Genomic DNA, 17,053 nt, shown 5'->3' with positions numbered 1-17,053 from the left:
GCGCCACCCCCCTTATCTAGGAAGTCCGCCGTTCCACTCAAGTCTCCGTGTGCACCGGCTGGGTCGGAAAGGTCCGCCGCACCGGATCGGCGAGGCCCTCGCCGAAGGCGGCGCGCGGCCAGACGACCTCGACGATCGCGCCGGTTTCGGGCGCCGTCCGGTTGCGGAACGTCGCCCGCGCGCCCGAGCGTTCCAGCAATGTCTTGGCGATGAACACGCCGAGCCCCATGCCCGACGGCTCCTCGCCGATCTGTTCCTCGTCGGTGGCGCGCCGGCCGCGCCCCTTGCCGCGGCGGGTGAGATAGGGCTCGCCGATGCGGTCGACGATATCGGGCGGAAAGCCCGGACCATCGTCGGCAATGGTGACGGCCACTTCCTTGTTGTCCCAGCGCGCCTTGATCTCGACCGCCGAACGGGCGAAATCGACGGCGTTCTCGACAATATTGCCGAGCCCGTAGAGCACGGCCGGATTGCGCCGGATCCGCGGCACGTCGTCGCCGTTCGGCGGCAGGTCGACGGCGATATTGACGTCGAAGAAGCGGTGCGGCTGCACGACCTCCTCGATCAGCTGGGCGAGCGGCATGGTGTCAAACGGCGCGTCGCCGCCCGACAGGCTCTTCAGTTTGGCCAGGATGTCGCGGCAGCGCTTCACCTGCTCGCCGAGCAGGGCCATGTCCTCGCCGATCGGACCGTCCTTGGGCAATTCGCCGGCCAGCTCCTTGGTGACCAGGGCAATGGTCGCGAGCGGCGTGCCGAGTTCGTGGGCGGCGGCCGCCGCCAGGCCGTCGAGCTGCGACAGATGTAGCTCGCGCGCGAGCACCAGTTCGGTCGCTGCAAGCGCATCGGTGAACTGGCGCGATTCCTCGGCGACCTGCCAAGCGTAAAGGCCGATGAAGCTGATACAGAGCACCAGCGCCGCCCAGACGCCGACCAGATAGAGCGTCGGCAGGCGCAGGTCGTCGCGCCATTCCCAGGGCAGCGGCAGGTGCACGAAGGCCACCACGCTGGCGCAGACCACCGCGAGCGCGCCGATCGACAGGGTCATGCGCGGCGGCAGCGAGGTCGCCGAGATCAGCACCGGCGCCAGGAACAGGAAGGCGAAGGGATTTTCCAGGCCGCCGGTGAGAAACAAGAGGAAGGCGAGCTGCAGGATGTCCCAGGCGAGCGAGGCGCCGGCTTCGGGCGCGGCCAGCCGGTGGTTGGCCGGATAACGCAGGCGCAGCGAGATGTTGAGCCAGGCCGAGGCGCCGACCGCGATCAGGCACCATTCGATCGGCAGCGACGAATCCAGCCCCCAGAACACCGATAGGATCGCCGCGGTCTGGCCGGCAATGGCGAACCAGCGCAGCCGGATCAGCGTCTCCAGGCGGACGCTGCGCCGCCAGGTGGTGGTTTCGGTGAGCAGGTTGAGCCGGAGATTCATGCGCATCGGCGGAAACTAGGCCGCATGGGTGGGAAAAGCCATGTGGCGCGGCAGCGCGCCGGGCCTCGACTACATCGCGAGATCGGCGACCACCGCGTCGAGCACCGGGAAACCCGCCGGCGTGACCTTGAGGCGGTCACCCGGCAGGCGCGCCAGGAACCCCTCGCCCTCCAGGAAGGCGATCCGTTCGGCGTCGAGCACCCGGCCCGACAGGGCCTCGTAGCGCTTCAGGTCGATGCCTTCGGCGAGCCGCAGGCCCATGACCAGGAATTCGTCCGCCGTCTCTTCCTGAACCAGGCGTTCCTCGGCGATGACGCCTGAGCCCTGGCTTTCGACCAGGCCGAGCCAGGTTTCCGGATGCTTTTCGGTGGAGGTCGCGACACGGCCGTTGCCGAGGGTCAGCCGGCCATGGGCACCGGGCCCGACGCCGGCGAAATCGCCCGAGCGCCAATAGATCATGTTGTGCCGGCATTCGGCGCCGCGGCGGGCATGGTTGGAAATCTCATAGGCCGGCAGGCCGGCCTCGGCGCAGACGGCCTGGGTCAGGTCGTAGAGCACCCGGCCCATTTCGGCATCCGGCACCTTCAGCTTGCCGGCCCGGTGCAGGGCCTCGAACACCGTGCCCGGCTCGATGGTGAGCTGGTAGAGCGAGAGATGTTCGGCGGCCTCCGAAATGGCGCGCCGGAGCTCGGCCTCCCAGGCCTCGGGGGTCTGGTCGGTGCGGGCGTAGATGAGATCGAAGGAATAACGATCGAAATGCCGGCGCGCGACGTCGACAGCGCGCAGCGCCTCGTCGACCGAATGCATCCGGCCGAGGCTCTTCAGGTCGGCGTCGTTCAAGGCCTGGACGCCGAGCGAGACGCGGTTGACGCCGGCGGCCCGGAATCCCTTGAAGCGTTCGGCCTCGACGCTGGTCGGATTGGCCTCCAGCGTCACCTCGCAATCGGCGGCCACGGTCCAGAGCCCGGCGATCTGGTCGAGCACCGCGCCAACCGTCGACGGCAACATCAGCGAAGGCGTGCCGCCGCCGAGAAAGATCGACGTGACGGCGCGGCCGGGCACGCGCGCGGCGGTCGTCTTCAATTCGCGGGCAAAGGCCGCGACGAAGCGCTCCTGGTCGGGCGCGACATGGCGGACATGGCTGTTGAAGTCGCAATAGGGACATTTCGAGGCGCAGAACGGCCAATGGACATAGACCCCGAACCCGGGATCGTCCGTGCCGCCGTCGCCGGGAACGCGAGATGTCGCCATGGCGGCTATCTAAGCCTTCGCCGCCGGATTTTGAAGCGGCGGCAGCACCGCCTCGGCGAGCCGCATGAAGGCGCGCGCCCGGTGCGACAGGCCCTGGCCGTGCGGCGGCAGGCCGTGTTTCGCTTCCGGCCCGATCTCGCCGAAGGTCTGGCTCAGGCCGTCGGGAACGAACATCGGGTCGTAACCGAAGCCCTGCCCGCCCCGCGGCGGCCAGGCGAGCGTGCCGAACACCCGGCCCTCGAAGATGGCTTCCTCGCCATCCGGCCAGGTCAGCGCCAGGGCCGAAACGAAATGCGCCTTGGCGCCGGCGGTGGCGACACCGCGCAGGGCCAGTTCGCGATCGACCCGCGCCATGGCGGCGGCGAAATCGCGCGGGTTGCCGGCCCAGTCGGCGGTGAACAGGCCGGGCGCGCCGTCGAGCGCCGCGATCGCCAGGCCGGAATCGTCGGCGACCGCCGGCAATCCGGTCGCGGCGGTCGCCGCACGCGCCTTGATCGCGGCGTTCTCGGCATAAAGCGTGCCGTTCTCCACCGGCTCGGGCAGGCCGAGCTCGGCGGCGGAGACGAGCTCGATACCGTGCGGCCCCATCAGGTCGCGAAACTCGGCGAGCTTGCCCTTGTTATGGGTCGCCACGACCAGCCGGGTGCCGGCGACGAGCTTGCGGCTCATCACGCGACCGCCGTCTTCTGCAGGTCGACCAGCCTGGCGCAACCGGTCTTGGCCAGCGCCAGGAGCTGCAGCAGCTCGGCCTCGGAAAACGGCGTCTTCTCGGCGGTACCCTGGATCTCGACGATGCCGCCGGCGCCGGTCAGCACGAAATTGGCGTCGGTATCGGCCTCCGAATCCTCGGCATAATCGAGGTCGAGCACCGGCGTGCCCTTGTAGATACCGCAGGACACCGCGGCGATGTGATCCTTCAGCGGGTTCACCTTGACCATGTCGCGGGTCTTCATCCAGGCGAGGCAATCATGCAGCGCCACCCAGGCGCCGGTGATCGAGGCGGTGCGCGTACCGCCATCGGCCTGGATCACGTCGCAGTCGATGGTGATCTGGCGTTCGCCGAGCGCCTGGAGGTCGACCACGGTGCGCAGCGACCGGCCGATCAGCCGCTGGATCTCCTGGGTGCGGCCGGAGGGCTTGCCCGATGTCGATTCCCGGCGCGTGCGCTCCAGCGTCGCCCGCGGCAGCATGGAATATTCGGCCGTCACCCAGCCGCGGCCCTGGCCGCGCAGCCAGGATGGCGGCTTTTCCTCCAGGCTCGCCGTGCAGAGCACATGGGTATTGCCGAATTTGACGAAGCAGGAGCCTTCCGCATAGCGGGCGACCGCACGTTCGAGCGAGACGGGGCGCAGCGCGTCGGACGCGCGTTTGGAGGGACGCATGGGCGGGATCCTGATCAAATGATCGCGGTTCTTACGGCGAGCCGGGCTCAAGAACAAGAACGACCCGCCCGAACCGTCCGAGCCGTGATAGGCTCTCAGGCTTGCTCATCCGGCCGCCAACGCCCAAATTCGCCGCCTGGAGGTCCCGTCTTGTCCGCCGATATCCCGCGCCCCGCCGCGAACCTGTCCGCGCTCGCCCAGCTCGACGAGCGCTCCCGCGAGATTTTCCGGCAGATCGTCGAGAGCTATCTGGCCACCGGCGAGCCGGTCGGTTCGCGCAATCTGTCGCGCATCATTCCGATGACACTGTCGCCGGCCTCGATCCGCAATGTCATGCATGACCTGGAGGAGGCCGGCCTCATCTTCGCGCCGCATACTTCGGCCGGCCGGCTGCCGACCGAAACCGGCCTGCGCTTTTTCGTCGACGCGCTGATGCAGTTCGGCGACCTCGCCGAATCCGAACGCAATGCGATCGAGGCGCAGGTCGCCGCTTCCGGCCCGGACCGCTCGATCGAAACGGTGCTGGCGGACGCCTCGCAGCTGCTGTCCGGCATGTCGCGTGGCGCCGGCGTGGTGCTCACCTCGAAATCGAACGCCCGGCTGAAGCACGTCGAATTCGTCCGCATCGAACCGGAAAAGGCGCTGGTCGTGCTGGTCTCGGAGGATGGCCAGGTCGAAAACCGCATCGTGCCGATCCCGCCCGGCCTGCCGCCCTCGGCGCTGGTGGAAGCCTCGAACTTCCTCAATGCGCGGATCCGCGGACGGACGCTGGCGGAAGCGCGCGCCGAGCTGCAGCATGGCCTGGCGACCGCCAGGGCCGAGCTCGACGGGCTCACCCAGAAGCTGGTCGAAGCGGGCCTCGCCTCCTGGTCGGGCGGCGATCCGGCCGACCGCCAGTTGATCGTGCGCGGCCAGGCCAACCTGCTCGGCGACCTCAAGGCGCTGGAGGATCTGGAGCGGATTCGGCTCCTGTTCGACGACCTGGAATCGAAGCGCGACCTGGTCGACCTGCTCGGCCGCGCCGAAACCGCCGAAGGCGTGCGCATCTTCATCGGCTCGGAGAACAAGCTGTTCTCGCTGTCCGGCTCGTCGATGATAGTGGCGCCCTATCGCGACGGCCAGAGCCGCATTGTCGGCGTGCTCGGCGTGATCGGGCCGACCCGGCTCAACTATGCCCGGATCGTGCCGATGGTCGATTATACCGCCAAGGTGCTGTCGCGGCTGATCGGCTGATATCGCGCCCGGGGCGCGGCTTCGCCGCCGCATTTCCGCCCGCAGGCAATCGGACGATGGGTCGCATGGCGGGATGCCGCCTCATCGACGATCCTTGAGGACACATGGGAGGCCGGCATGCACGGAAAGTTCAACTGGAACGAGCTGATGACCGACGACGTCGAGAAGGCCAAGGCCTTCTACGCGACGACCGCCGGCTGGACCTATCAGAAATTCCCGATGCCGGATGCCGAATACTGGATCGCGCATGCCTCCGACGGATCGCCGGCCGCCGGCATCATGTCGATGCCGGCTGACGACCCGGAGGCGACGCCGGGCTGGCTGTCCTATGTCGAGATCGACAATGTCGACCAGCGCAGCCAGGCCATCGCCGCCGCCGGCGGGCAGGTGCTGCAGGAGCCCTTCGACATTCCCGGCGTCGGCCGCATCGCGATCATCGCCGACCCCTCGGGCTGCGTCATCGGCTGGCTCACCCCGGTGGCGCCGGCGACGACCTGACGGACCGCTCGGCCGGCTGGTCCGGCGACGCGCCTGACCGGGAAGGCTCCGGCGTCCGGCCGGGGCATCCCGCAAAACCAGGATGCCCGAACCGCGCTAGCCACGATCAGTGCCGCGGCGCGCGCCGGGTGGTGGTCTCGGGCGGTGGCGCGGTCGCCAGGCGCGCCTCGAGCGCCGCCGCCCGCGCCTCGGTATATTTCAGCGCGCAATAGCCAAGGCCGGCGTCGGATGTGCCGTAATTGCGGCAGACCCGTTCGCGGTTGGCGCCGAAGCCGGCCTGTTCCTGCAGGAAGGCGCGGCCTTCGGGCGTGGTGCGCAGGCGAGCCTGCAAGGCGCGGCGCGCCTCGTTCAGCCGGCGATCGGCCGCGCCGCGTGCCCGCTCGATCTCGGCATCCGGCGGCATTTCCCGGTCGACCGGTCCCCAGATGCCGGTCGGGTCGACGATGCACTCGTCGGCGAACCGGCAGACCCCGTCCGGCGCGGACACGATGGCCGCGTCCGACAGGAGGTCGAGCACCATGGTGCAGCCCGGGAAGGCGGCTTCGAAACGCGACAGCCCGACCGGCCGGCCGAGCGGCTTCAGCACGACGGTCTGGCCGGCATTGAGATCGGGCGTGCAAATGCTGCGAATATCGTTGCCGCGCCGGCCGGCACCGGTGACGGCAATGGTAAAGCTCTGCTGGGCGCCGGTACCGACCCGGCTGATCACCATGGAACCCTGCTGGCCGAGAAAGCGCAGGCTGCGGCCCGGCAAGGTCTCCTCGCCGCGGCGCGGCGGCGGCCCGGCCGGCCCGCGATGGGCCGAGGGGCCGCCATGGACGCCCGGCGTGCCCGATGGCGGCCTGGTCGGCGCGGTGGCGCCCTGCGGCGTCGGTGCCACGGCGCCGGGCAATTGCAGCTGCGCACGGGCCTCCGGGCCGCCAAAAGCGACCAGGGCGGAAATCGCCAGGAGGAAACCGAAACGCGGCATCAGGGGGATCCAATGAATGGGTGGGTCTTGTCACATAGCGCGCCTGCGGTCGCCGGTCACCTTGCCTGAGGCGGCGGCCGGTGCGTCGGCCCGCCATTGTTGCCGATCCGCCGCAGTTGCCGGCCGCGGCCTGAAACAGCGCGAAGATCCACGCCCCGGCGGCCGAATTCCCGGCTGGGATGCGACGGCAGTTCTTGCATGCTGAAAAGCCTGTCCCTATATCGCGAACAACCAATGAGAGCTGCGAGGATTTCGCCGCTTTCGTTCATTTCAAACCCCCAGGATGAAAAGGGGTCGGCGCAGACAAGGTCCGACGGGCGCCCCGCCCTGACAGGCTTGCTGCGGTGAAGGGTGCTTCGGGCCCTGCCGACCCGCTTAGAGTGAGGAGAAGATTATGGGCAAGGTCATCGGTATCGACCTCGGCACGACCAATTCATGCGTCTCCGTGATGGAAGGTACGACGCCGAAGGTGATCATCAATTCGGAAGGCGCCAATACGACGCCCTCGATCGTCGCCTTCACCGATGAGGAGCGCCTTGTCGGCCAGCCGGCCAAGCGCCAGGCGGTGACGAACCCCGAGCGCACGATTTTCGCGGTGAAACGCCTGATCGGCCGCCGCTACGATGATCCGACCGTTGCCAAGGACCAGAAGCTGGTTCCCTACCAGATCGCCCGCGCCGGCAATGGCGACGCCTGGGTCGAGGCCGAGGGCAAGAGCTACTCGCCCTCGCAGATCTCCGCCTTCATCCTGCAGAAGATGAAGGAGACCGCCGAGTCCTATCTCGGGCAGGCCGTCGACCAGGCGGTGATCACGGTTCCCGCCTATTTCAACGACGCCCAGCGCCAGGCCACCAAGGATGCCGGCAAGATCGCCGGTCTCGAGGTGCTGCGCATCATCAACGAGCCGACCGCGGCGGCGCTCGCCTACGGCCTGGACAAGAAGAGCTCCGGCACCATCGCGGTCTATGACCTCGGCGGCGGCACCTTCGACGTGTCGATCCTGGAGATCGGCGACGGCGTGTTCGAGGTCAAATCGACCAATGGCGACACGTTCCTGGGCGGCGAAGACTTCGACATGCGTCTCGTCGACTATCTCGCGGCCGAGTTCCAGAAAGAGCAGGGCATTGACCTGCGCAAGGACAAGCTGGCGCTGCAGCGGCTGAAGGAAGCCGCCGAAAAGGCCAAGATCGAGCTGTCGTCCTCGACCCAGACCGAGATCAACCTGCCCTTCATCACCGCCGACGCCTCCGGCCCGAAGCATCTGCAGCTGAAGCTCACCCGCGCCAAGTTCGAGGCGCTGGTCGACGATCTGGTGCAGCGCACGGTCGAGCCGTGCCGCAAGGCGCTGAAGGATGCCGGCCTGTCGGCCGGCCAGATCGACGAGGTCGTGCTCGTCGGCGGCATGACCCGCATGCCGAAGATCCAGGAAGTGGTGAAGCAGTTCTTCGGCAAGGAGCCGCACAAGGGCGTCAACCCGGATGAGGTCGTGGCCATGGGCGCGGCGATCCAGGCCGGCGTGCTGCAGGGCGACGTCAAGGACGTGCTGCTGCTCGACGTGACGCCGCTGTCGCTGGGCATCGAGACGCTGGGTGGCGTGTTCACCCGCCTGATCGATCGCAACACCACGATCCCGACCAAGAAGAGCCAGGTCTTCTCCACCGCCGACGACAACCAGAACGCGGTGACGATCCGGGTCTTCCAGGGCGAGCGTGAAATGGCCGCCGACAACAAGATCCTCGGCCAGTTCGATCTCATGGGCATCCCGCCGGCGCCGCGCGGCATTCCGCAGATCGAAGTGACCTTCGATATCGACGCCAACGGCATCGTCAACGTCCAGGCCAAGGACAAGGGCACCGGCAAGGAGCAGCAGATCCGCATCCAGGCCTCCGGTGGTCTGTCCGACAACGACATCGAGAAGATGGTCAAGGACGCCGAGGCCCATGCCGCCGAGGACAAGCAGCGCAAGGAACTGGCGGAAGCCAGGAACCAGGCCGACGGCCTTGTTCACTCCACCGAGAAGGCACTGGCCGAACATGGCGCCAAGGTCGGCGAAGCCGATCGCAAGGCCATCGAGGACGCGCTTGCCGCGGTGAAGGAAGCGGCCAAGGCCGACAATGCCGAGGCGCTGAAGGAAAAGGCCAATACGCTGGCCCAGGTTTCGATGAAGCTCGGCGAGGCCATGTATGCCGCGCAGAGCGGCGAGGCCGAAGCCGGCGCCGAGCCGAAGAAGGACGATGTTGTCGATGCCGACTTCACGGAAGTGAAGGACGACAAGAACAACAAGAAGTCGGCCTGAGCGCTGGACATCTGATGGTGAAGCACCCCCGGAGGCGATCCGGGGGTGATCGCTTGAACAGGGGCAGAAGCTGGGTCGATGTTCAAGATTGGATTGGCACTCTGGGCGGCGGCCGGTCTCTCCGCAACGAGCGTCTCGGCTCAAGATGCGGGACAGACTTCTTATTTCGTCAACAAGATTGTCGTGATCGAGTCGACTCTACCTAGCCTCGTGCGTCAAGGAGACGTCAAAGCCTTGCGCGAAATGCGAATTTTCATGGACGGCATCAGCGAAGGTCTATCGGTAGCCGGCCACAGCTATCGGAAAGAGCGAGTTTGCGGATCCACGGTCTTTCATCTGGCAGAGCTTTCAAGATGGATGGAGCGAGGCTTGAACCCTGATCTCCCAACAGATCATGGCACACCGAAACCTGCCCGAGAGCAGGTTCTCGCCCGCATCGACGAGTCCGCAGGCCAATATAGAGCATCTATGGATGCCTGTTTGAAGCTGATGGATTTTTCGCCGCCGATCGTTGAGCGTCTGCCCGCCAAGCCCAGCGAGCTTTTCTGACCATGTCCAAGCGCGACTATTACGACGTTCTGGGTTGCGGCCGCGATGCCGACGATGCCGCGCTGAAATCAGCCTTCCGCAAGAAGGCGATGCAGTATCATCCCGATCGTAATCCCAACAATGCCGAGGCCGAGCATCAGTTCAAGGAACTGAACGAGGCCTATCAGGTGCTGTCGGACGGGCAGAAGCGCGCGGCCTATGACCGTTTCGGCCATCAGGCCTTCGAAAACGGCGGCGGCGGCGGCCCGCAGGGCTTCGGCGGAGACTTCTCCTCGTCCATGTCCGACATTTTCGAGGAACTGTTCGGCATGGCCGGCGGCCGCCGGCGTGGCGGCGGTGCGGGCGGCGGTGGCCGCGAGCGCGGCGCCGACCTGCGCTACAACATGGACATCACGCTGGAGGAGGCCTTTCACGGCAAGTCCGCCCAGCTGCGCATCCCGACGACTGCGACCTGCGAGGTCTGTTCCGGCTCCGGCGCCAAGGCCGGCTCCAAGCCGAAGACCTGCGGCACCTGCGGCGGCCATGGCCGGGTGCGCGCCAGCCAGGGCTTCTTCTCCATCGAACGGACCTGCCCGGCCTGCCAGGGCCGCGGCCAGGTGATCGAAGACCCCTGCGCCAATTGCGGCGGCGCCGGCCGGGTCACCAAGGAACGGGTGCTGTCGGTCAACATTCCCGCCGGCGTCGAGGACGGCACGCGGATCCGGCTCGCCAATGAGGGCGAAGCGGGTTTCCGCGGCGGCCCCTCGGGCGACCTCTACATCTTCCTGTCGATCCAGCCGCATTCGTTTTTCCAGCGCGACGGCCAGGACCTCTATTGCCGGGCGCCGGTCTCGCTGGTCACCGCGACGCTCGGCGGCTCCTTCGAGGTGCCGACGGTGGACGGCGGCCGGGCCCAGGTGAAGGTCCCCGAGGGCACCCAGTCGGGCAAGCGCTTCCGCCTGTCGGGCAAGGGCATGCCGGTGCTGCGCTCCAAGGTCACCGGCGACCTCTATGTCCAGGTCGACGTCGAGACCCCGCGCAACCTGACCAAGCGCCAGAAGGAACTGCTGGCCGAGTTCGACAAGGAAAGCTCGAAGGACACCCAGCCGGAGACGGCCGGCTTCTTCGCCAAGGCCAAGGCGTTCTGGGACGGCCTGGCCAGCAAGGAAAGCTGAGGCCGGGACCGCGTCCCGTCAGGCGGCTGGGCCGAAATCGTAGAATAGCCGCATGCAGCCCGCCGGCAGAACGTCGGCGGAGACGAGCCTGACAGTGCGCGCGAAGCCATTGGCCGGAAAGAGCGGGATGCCGGCGCCGACGATCTCGGGCACGACATAGAGTTCGAGCTGGTCGAGCGCGCCGCGCGCGATGAAGGCCTGCTGCAACTGGCCGCCGCCGACCATCCAGACATCACCGTCATCGCGCCCGCGCAGATGCCGGATCAATGCGTCGACCCCCTCGCTCCAGATCTCGATATCGCCATTGCTTCCGGAGATCGGCCGCGACGTCACCACGAGGACACGCTTGCCGGCATAGGGCCAAGGGCCCGGATGGCGGGCGACCACGTCATAGGTCGCGCGCCCCATGACCATGGTGCGAATGCCGCCGAGAAACCGGTCGAAGGCAAAATCCCCGAAATCGATCGTGTCGTATTTGCTCAGCCAATCATACGTCCCATCGACACTGGCGATATAGCCGTCGAGGCTCATGCCGGCATATCCGTGGATGCGTGCCATGGCTGTTGGTCTCCTGTTGAATCGGGGCGGTATTGAATCAGGTCCGGCCTTCTATATAAACGAACATTCATTTACAATGGAAATGCAATGCCGCGCCCCCGCTCGATCCCCGATCATGCCGTGCTCGACCAGGCCCTCGTGCTGATGCGCCGGGCCGGACCGGAAGGCGTCAGCTTTGCGGCGCTCGCCCTGGAGATCGGCCTGTCCCCGGCAACTCTCGTCCAGCGCTTCGGCAGCAAGGCAGGGCTGCTCGGCGCGACGCTTGGCCATGCCTGGGCCGCCCTGGAGGCCCGCACCGCCGCCGAGGCGGCCGTCGTGCCGCCCACTCCGGCCGGGGCGATCGATCTGCTGGTCGGGCTCTCCGGCGGCTATGGCGACGGTGACGACTATGCCGACGGGCTCCTGGTGCTGCGCGAGGATCTGATCGACCCGGAGCTGCGCCGGCGCGGCGCCGCCTGGTTCGAAACCATCGCGGCCTCGCTCGGCGCGTGCCTTGCCGATGCCGACGGCCCGCGCCCGGATCTCGGGCGCCTGATGACGGCGCAATGGCAAGGCGCCGTGCTGCTGGCGGGCTTCGATCGAAGGCTACCGGTGGCCGAGACCGTCGCGCGGAATTTGCGTGCCTGGTGCCGCGCGATCGGCCGGGAGGCCTGAACAATGCCGGCACCCGTGGTACCCCATGGGCGCTTCGAGCACGCGCCCCGACGCGTCACCCTTGACGACCGGCGGATCGACCCAGCCTCTTGTCGCTTCAATCCGTGCCGCTCCAATGGACGACCCGGCGCTCGGTGGCGTGGACAAGCCGGTCCAGGGCATAACCGAGCATCGCCATGATGGCGACCCCGACCAGGACGATGTCGGTCGACAGAAATTCGGCCGCCGTCAGCGACATCCAGGCAATGCCATCGGATGTCGCGGTCAGTTCGGCGGCGACCAGCATGGTCACGCCGATCGAGATCGACATGCGAATGGCGGTGAAGATGCCGGGCAGGCTCGCCGGCAGGACGACCCGCCAAAACACCGTCCAATGGCCGGCGCCGAGAGCCTGGGCGGCCTGAATTTTCTTCCGGCCGACCGAGCGGACCGCCTGCATCGCGCCAATGGCGATCAAGGGCAGGACCGGCCCGGCGATGACGACGATCTTCGACAGGTTGCCTATGCCGAACCAGATCAGGAACAGCGGCAGCAGCGCCAGTTTGGGAATCGGCCGTATCGCCTGGATCGGCGGCTCGAAGATGGCGCGAATGGGCCGGACCATTCCCATCAGCAGTCCGAGCGGCACGCCGATCAGGATACAGAGCGAAAAGGCCACGGCGAAGCGGTAGAGACTGACGCCGAAATGATGCGCCAGGCTGTTGCCCTGATAACCCTGTTCGACAAGCTTGAGGAACGCCCGGATCACGCTCAGCGGCGACGGCAGAAAGATCGGATTGATCAGCGGCGGCCACAGGCCGGATCCGGTGGCCACGATCCACAGCACCAGGAAGCCCGCGAAAGTCGCGGTGGTGAGCGAACGGTCGCGCCGGTCGGCGCGGCGCTCGAGCACCGCCGCGTCATAGGGTTCGGCCGTGGCGATCGCCTGGGATTGCGGCGTCATGCGCAGGCCTCCTGCCGTTGCGCCTGCTGCGCCTCGGACCGCAGCAGTTGAAGGATTTCGCGCTTGGCCGCCGCGAATTCGCTGGTCGCCCCGACCAGCGGATCCTGGCTTTCCGAAAACCGGGTCCGGAAAGAAGCCCTGGCCCGCCCCGGCCGTGCCGACATGACGATGACATGGGTGGCCAGGAACAGAGCCTCCTCGATCGAGTGGGTGATCCACATCACGGTCTTGCCGGTGCGACGCCAGATGGTGCGGATCTCTTCCTGCAGCAATTCGCGCGTCTGCTGGTCGAGCGCCGCGAAGGGCTCGTCCATCAGCAGGATTTCCGGCTCGTTGGCGAGCGCCCGGGCGATGCCGACCCGCTGCTGCATGCCACCGGACAGCTGATAGGGATAGGATCCGGCAAAGCTCGACAAGCCGACAAGCTCGAGCAGCGTCCCCGCCCGCCCGCGCGCCTCGGCGGCGGCGACACCGCGCGCGCGTGGCCCGAACGCGACGTTTTCCAGGACGCTCATCCAGTTGAACAGCGCGCCTTGCTGAAAGACCACGCCACGCTCGGGCCCGGGCGCGCTGATCGGCCGGCCGTCCAGCAAAGCCCGGCCGGAACTCGGCCGCTCGAAGCCGGCGAGAATGTTCAAGAGCGTCGTCTTGCCGCAACCCGACGGCCCGACGACGCAGAGAAAATCGCCCGGCTCCAGGCTGACGTCCATGGGTGCCAACGCCTGGATCGCGCCGGCCCCGGTGCCGAATGACTTGCTCAATTTTTCGACGACAAGCTTTGCCCCGCTGCGCCGCTCGGGGGCGTTGAGGTCGACCGGCTCGATGCTCATGGCGATCCTACTCCAATGCCCTAGACCATTCTGGCGATGAAGGAGCTGTCGACGAATTTGGAAAAATCGGCCGGCATCGCATCGACCTGGCCGGTCGCCTTGAGGAAATCGGCCTGGCCCCGGATCGTGTTCAGCACGCCGCTGGCGGTCGCGCCCGGTGCGCCCATCCATGTGTCTGTCAGCATCTCCTTGGGCGAGACCGTGTAGAGCGTCTTGGCATAGGCCAGCGCCGTGTCCCGGGATATCTGCAGGAATGGCGCCATGACCTCGGCCATCTCCTCCGGCTTGTCGCGGTAGACCGCGTTGATCCGGTCGAGCTCCTTGAGATAGGCCAGCACCAGGTCGGGATGCTGCTTCTTGAACGCGTCGCGGACGATGATGCTGTCGAAGACGATGGTGCCCTTGGCGATCAGATCGCTGCCGTCGAAGATCTGCTTGCCGCCGTCCCGCTGAAGCACCTCGAGGATCGGGAACCAGATATAGGCGGCATCGATGTCGCGGCGCTGCCAGGCCGCGGGAATGGCATCGGCCCGCAGATTCACCAGCGTCACGTCGGCAGCGGACAAGCCGACCGTCTTCAGCGCGGCGAGCAGGGCGAAATGGGCAGAGGTATTGAAAGGACAGGCAATCTTCCTGCCCTTGAGGTCGCCGAGGCTTTTCACGCCGCTGTCGCCGCGAACAATCAGCGCCTCGCTGTCCTTGATGATCTTGTGGACATAGACCATCGAGACCGGCAGCCCCTTGGCGAAGGCGACGATCATCGGGCTGGAGCCGATATTGCACAGGTCCAGGCCGTCGGCGGCCATGGCCGTCAGGATCTGCGGACCGGAATTGACGCCGACGAATTCGACCTCGGCATTGGCGCCCATCGCTTTCTGCATCGAGCCTGCGGCGCGCGCATAGTTCTGCTGGTTGGCGGATGCGAAATAGCCGAGCCGGGCGCGCGCGGCGGCGGCATTTGCCGGCGCGGCCCAAGCCGGCATCGCCGCGGCGAGCGAAGCCAGGCCGATATTGCGGCCAAGCAGCGCGAGTTCCCGCCGCGAGAACAGGTTCTTGTCGTTCATGTCATTCCCCCCTTTTTTTCAACCCATGCCGCGGCAAGCCGCGCCGCGATCCGATGCCTACGCTCGCGACCCGCCGAGGTGCGGCGTCCTTGCTCCTTGCGGTGCGCCTGTTGGCCTCAACCCACCCGCTGAAGGGACGACCGGACGCGAGCCTCGGCCAAGCCCTCGGCGACCGGAACCCCGAGCGCGCGCTCGATATCCGCGGCGGCCGCGCGAAGGAGCGGGACGGTCTGTTCGAGCCAGGCCTCGGTCATGCGGTCCCGCAGCGTCGCGATCGAAAGGGCGGCCGCTGCCCGGCTGTCCGGACCGCGGACCACCACGGCCACGCCCGCGACATCGCTGCGCCAGCCGGAGCGATTGACCGCATAGCCGCGCCGCCGGATCCGGGCGAGCTCCTCCAGGAGTGCCGCGCGGCTGCCGATCGTCTCCGGGGTGGCCTGTTCCAGCTCCTCGGGAAGCAGCTTGGCGATCTCCTCGTCGGTCAGGGCGGCGAGCAGCGCCAGGCCGGTCGAAACGCAATGCGCCGGATTGCGGTCGCCGACCATGTTGTGCACGCGCACGGCCTGCGGCGATTCCGCCAGTTGAATGCAGACCATCTCGGCGCCGTCGCGAATGGCCAGCGCAATGCCCTCCGACACAGCGCGGGCGAGCGCCGCCATGTGCGGCGCGGCGGTCCGTGCCAGCTCGAGCGGCGTGGCCAGGCAGCCGATTTCCCAGGCCTTGATGCCGACCACATAGCGCTGGTCGGGCAGGCGTGTGACGAACTTGCGCTGATCGAGGGTGGCCAGCAACTCGTGAACGCTGGACTTCGACATGTCGAGCGCGGCCGCGATTTCGGTCAGCCCGAGCGGCTCGCCTCGCCGGGCAAGGCATTCCAGCACGTCCAGTCCGCTATTGAGGCCGGATCGCTTACGTTTCGGTTTTGTCGAACTTAATTTCGTCATTGACGAACAATAGGATCGAGTGTTTAGGCTCGTCAAGAGCGAGAGGACAGGGCGACATGAGAGCGCAATTGCCTGAATGCGGACGTTCCAGGGATGTGATCCTCGGTGAATTGACCGCGCTGAAGGCGGCCGACTACGACTGGCAGCATGGCCGCGTGCCGGTCTACGTCTTCAAGACGAGCGACGAGGTTTCCGAAATCGGCCGGGCGGCCTTCTTCGAATATTTCTCCGAGAACGCGCTGGGCGCCCGGCGGGCCTTTCCGAGCGTCAAGAAGATGGAAGACGAGGTCGTCGAAATGGCGCTCGGCCTGCTGCGCGCCCCGGATCAGGCACGCGGCTTCATGACCAGCGGCGGCACGGAAAGCATTACCCAGGCGATTCAGTCATGCCGGGACTGGTCGCGCAAGCGCCGCGGCCGGCGGGATCACCGCGGCAATATCGTCGCACCGGAAAGCGCCCATCCCGCCTTCGACAAGGCCGCCCGCCTGATGGATCTCGAGGTGCGGCGAGCCCCCGTCGGGCCGGACCTGCGCGCCGACGTCGCCGCGCTCGCGGCCCTGATCGACGACGACACGATCATGCTGGTCGGGTCAGCGCCATGTTTTCCTTATGGCGTGATCGATCCGATCGCCGATATCGGGGCGCTGGCCGAGAAGCGCGGGATCTGGCTGCATGTCGACGCCTGTGTCGGCGGTTATCTCGCGCCCTTCGTGCGGATGATCGGCCGGCCGATTCCGGATTTCGATTTTCACGTCGCCGGCGTTTCGTCGATATCGGCCGACCTGCACAAATTCGGTTTCTGCCCGAAGCCGGCCTCGACCGTGTTCTATCGCAGCGCCGAACTCGCCGAATTCCATGCCTTCGACTTTGCGGACTGGCCCAGCGGCCGCTTCACCACCACCACGATTTCCGGAACACGACCGGCGGGCGCGGTCGCGGCGGCCTGGGCGGTCTTCAATTTCCTCGGTATCGCGGGCTACAAGCAGGCGGCCCGGGAACTGATGGAATTCGTCGATGGCTACCGCGCCGGAATCGAGGCGATCGCGGGCCTGAAAATCATCGGCGACCCACATCTGTCGATCGTCGCCTATGGCTCCGACACATTCGACATCTTTCGCGTCGCCGAGGCGATGAGCGGCAAAGGCTGGCTCCCGGGCCTGCTGCAAAAGCCGAAGGCCATCCATCGGATGATGTCGCAACTGCACGCCCTCGGCCTCCAGGATTACCTGTCGGACCTGCGCGCCGCGGTCGAGACCGTGCGGGCGGATAGCGGCCGGCAGGCACGGATCGAAGCGATCTATTGA

General features: G+C 67.0%; 17 protein-coding genes. 7 read left to right on the top strand and 10 right to left on the bottom strand.

Going from position 1 to position 17,053, the window contains the following annotated elements; translation table 11 throughout:
- Positions 1 to 37: 37 nt before the first annotated feature.
- The 4 genes from AC07WJ_RS12605 to rph all read right to left on the bottom strand — a co-directional run bounded on the left by AC07WJ_RS12605 (position 38) and on the right by rph (position 4,056).
- Positions 38 to 1,429, bottom strand: coding sequence for an ActS/PrrB/RegB family redox-sensitive histidine kinase (locus AC07WJ_RS12605; RefSeq protein WP_494934940.1), 1,392 nt, complete (start codon positions 1,427 to 1,429; stop codon positions 38 to 40).
- A gap of 63 nt (positions 1,430 to 1,492) precedes the next feature.
- Positions 1,493 to 2,674: a radical SAM family heme chaperone HemW gene (hemW, locus tag AC07WJ_RS12600; RefSeq protein ID WP_494934939.1), complete on the bottom strand. Its 1,182-nt coding sequence runs from the start codon at positions 2,672 to 2,674 to the stop codon at positions 1,493 to 1,495.
- 9 nt (positions 2,675 to 2,683) lie between these two features.
- A complete protein-coding gene (locus tag AC07WJ_RS12595; RefSeq protein ID WP_494934938.1) occupies positions 2,684 to 3,343 on the bottom strand; it encodes a non-canonical purine NTP pyrophosphatase in 660 nt (219 codons plus the stop codon).
- Positions 3,343 to 4,056, bottom strand: coding sequence for a ribonuclease PH (rph, locus tag AC07WJ_RS12590; protein ID WP_494934937.1), 714 nt, complete (start codon positions 4,054 to 4,056; stop codon positions 3,343 to 3,345). The genes AC07WJ_RS12595 and rph overlap by 1 nt, the downstream gene beginning before the upstream one ends.
- Before the next feature lie 150 nt (positions 4,057 to 4,206).
- Between rph and hrcA the strand changes: the two genes are divergently transcribed.
- Both hrcA and AC07WJ_RS12580 read left to right on the top strand, forming a co-directional pair.
- Complete coding sequence (hrcA, locus tag AC07WJ_RS12585; protein WP_494934936.1) at positions 4,207 to 5,289, top strand: heat-inducible transcriptional repressor HrcA; 1,083 nt, start codon at positions 4,207 to 4,209, stop codon at positions 5,287 to 5,289.
- Between the two features lie 117 nt (positions 5,290 to 5,406).
- On the top strand, positions 5,407 to 5,787 hold the full coding sequence (locus AC07WJ_RS12580; RefSeq protein ID WP_494934935.1) for a VOC family protein: 381 nt from the start codon (positions 5,407 to 5,409) through the stop codon (positions 5,785 to 5,787).
- 106 nt (positions 5,788 to 5,893) lie between these two features.
- Here AC07WJ_RS12580 and AC07WJ_RS12575 read toward each other — a convergent pair whose 3' ends face one another.
- Positions 5,894 to 6,757, bottom strand: a complete 864-nt coding sequence (locus tag AC07WJ_RS12575; protein ID WP_494934934.1) for a hypothetical protein — start codon at positions 6,755 to 6,757, stop codon at positions 5,894 to 5,896.
- 394 nt (positions 6,758 to 7,151) lie between these two features.
- On the opposite strand from AC07WJ_RS12575, the gene dnaK reads away from it, so the two are divergent.
- From dnaK to dnaJ, 3 genes are all read left to right on the top strand, one after another.
- Entirely contained in the window at positions 7,152 to 9,053 is a 1,902-nt protein-coding gene (gene dnaK, locus AC07WJ_RS12570; protein ID WP_494934933.1) for a molecular chaperone DnaK, read from the top strand.
- Positions 9,054 to 9,131: 78 nt separating this feature from the next.
- Positions 9,132 to 9,602, top strand: a complete 471-nt coding sequence (locus AC07WJ_RS12565; protein ID WP_494934932.1) for a hypothetical protein — start codon at positions 9,132 to 9,134, stop codon at positions 9,600 to 9,602.
- Between the two features lie 2 nt (positions 9,603 to 9,604).
- Positions 9,605 to 10,756 (top strand): molecular chaperone DnaJ, encoded by a 1,152-nt coding sequence (gene dnaJ / locus AC07WJ_RS12560; RefSeq protein ID WP_494934931.1) that lies wholly within the window; start codon positions 9,605 to 9,607, stop codon positions 10,754 to 10,756.
- Between the two features lie 18 nt (positions 10,757 to 10,774).
- Here dnaJ and AC07WJ_RS12555 read toward each other — a convergent pair whose 3' ends face one another.
- Positions 10,775 to 11,314, bottom strand: a complete 540-nt coding sequence (locus tag AC07WJ_RS12555) for a dihydrofolate reductase family protein (protein WP_494934930.1) — start codon at positions 11,312 to 11,314, stop codon at positions 10,775 to 10,777.
- A gap of 87 nt (positions 11,315 to 11,401) precedes the next feature.
- On the opposite strand from AC07WJ_RS12555, the gene AC07WJ_RS12550 reads away from it, so the two are divergent.
- Positions 11,402 to 11,968 carry a TetR/AcrR family transcriptional regulator gene (locus AC07WJ_RS12550; RefSeq protein ID WP_494934929.1) on the top strand — a complete coding sequence of 189 codons (567 nt, stop codon included), beginning with the start codon at positions 11,402 to 11,404 and terminating at the stop codon, positions 11,966 to 11,968.
- A 97-nt stretch (positions 11,969 to 12,065) separates the two neighbouring features.
- Here the strand turns inward: AC07WJ_RS12550 and AC07WJ_RS12545 are convergent, their stop codons facing one another.
- From AC07WJ_RS12545 to AC07WJ_RS12530, 4 genes are all read right to left on the bottom strand, one after another.
- A complete protein-coding gene (locus tag AC07WJ_RS12545; protein ID WP_494934928.1) occupies positions 12,066 to 12,911 on the bottom strand; it encodes an ABC transporter permease in 846 nt (281 codons plus the stop codon).
- Positions 12,908 to 13,741 carry an ABC transporter ATP-binding protein gene (locus tag AC07WJ_RS12540; protein ID WP_494934927.1) on the bottom strand — a complete coding sequence of 278 codons (834 nt, stop codon included), beginning with the start codon at positions 13,739 to 13,741 and terminating at the stop codon, positions 12,908 to 12,910. The genes AC07WJ_RS12545 and AC07WJ_RS12540 overlap by 4 nt, the downstream gene beginning before the upstream one ends.
- 20 nt (positions 13,742 to 13,761) lie before the next feature.
- On the bottom strand, positions 13,762 to 14,805 hold the full coding sequence (locus AC07WJ_RS12535; protein ID WP_494934926.1) for a taurine ABC transporter substrate-binding protein: 1,044 nt from the start codon (positions 14,803 to 14,805) through the stop codon (positions 13,762 to 13,764).
- 116 nt (positions 14,806 to 14,921) lie between these two features.
- Positions 14,922 to 15,785 carry an IclR family transcriptional regulator gene (locus AC07WJ_RS12530; RefSeq protein WP_494934925.1) on the bottom strand — a complete coding sequence of 288 codons (864 nt, stop codon included), beginning with the start codon at positions 15,783 to 15,785 and terminating at the stop codon, positions 14,922 to 14,924.
- Here AC07WJ_RS12530 and AC07WJ_RS12525 point away from each other — a divergent pair.
- Positions 15,749 to 17,053 carry a pyridoxal phosphate-dependent decarboxylase family protein gene (locus AC07WJ_RS12525; RefSeq protein ID WP_494934924.1) on the top strand — a complete coding sequence of 435 codons (1,305 nt, stop codon included), beginning with the start codon at positions 15,749 to 15,751 and terminating at the stop codon, positions 17,051 to 17,053. The two genes, AC07WJ_RS12530 and AC07WJ_RS12525, sit on opposite strands and share 37 nt — an antisense overlap.

The organism is Phreatobacter sp. GW821-FHT04C01 (assembly GCF_059420385.1).
This window is presented reverse-complemented; position numbering and strand designations above follow the sequence as displayed.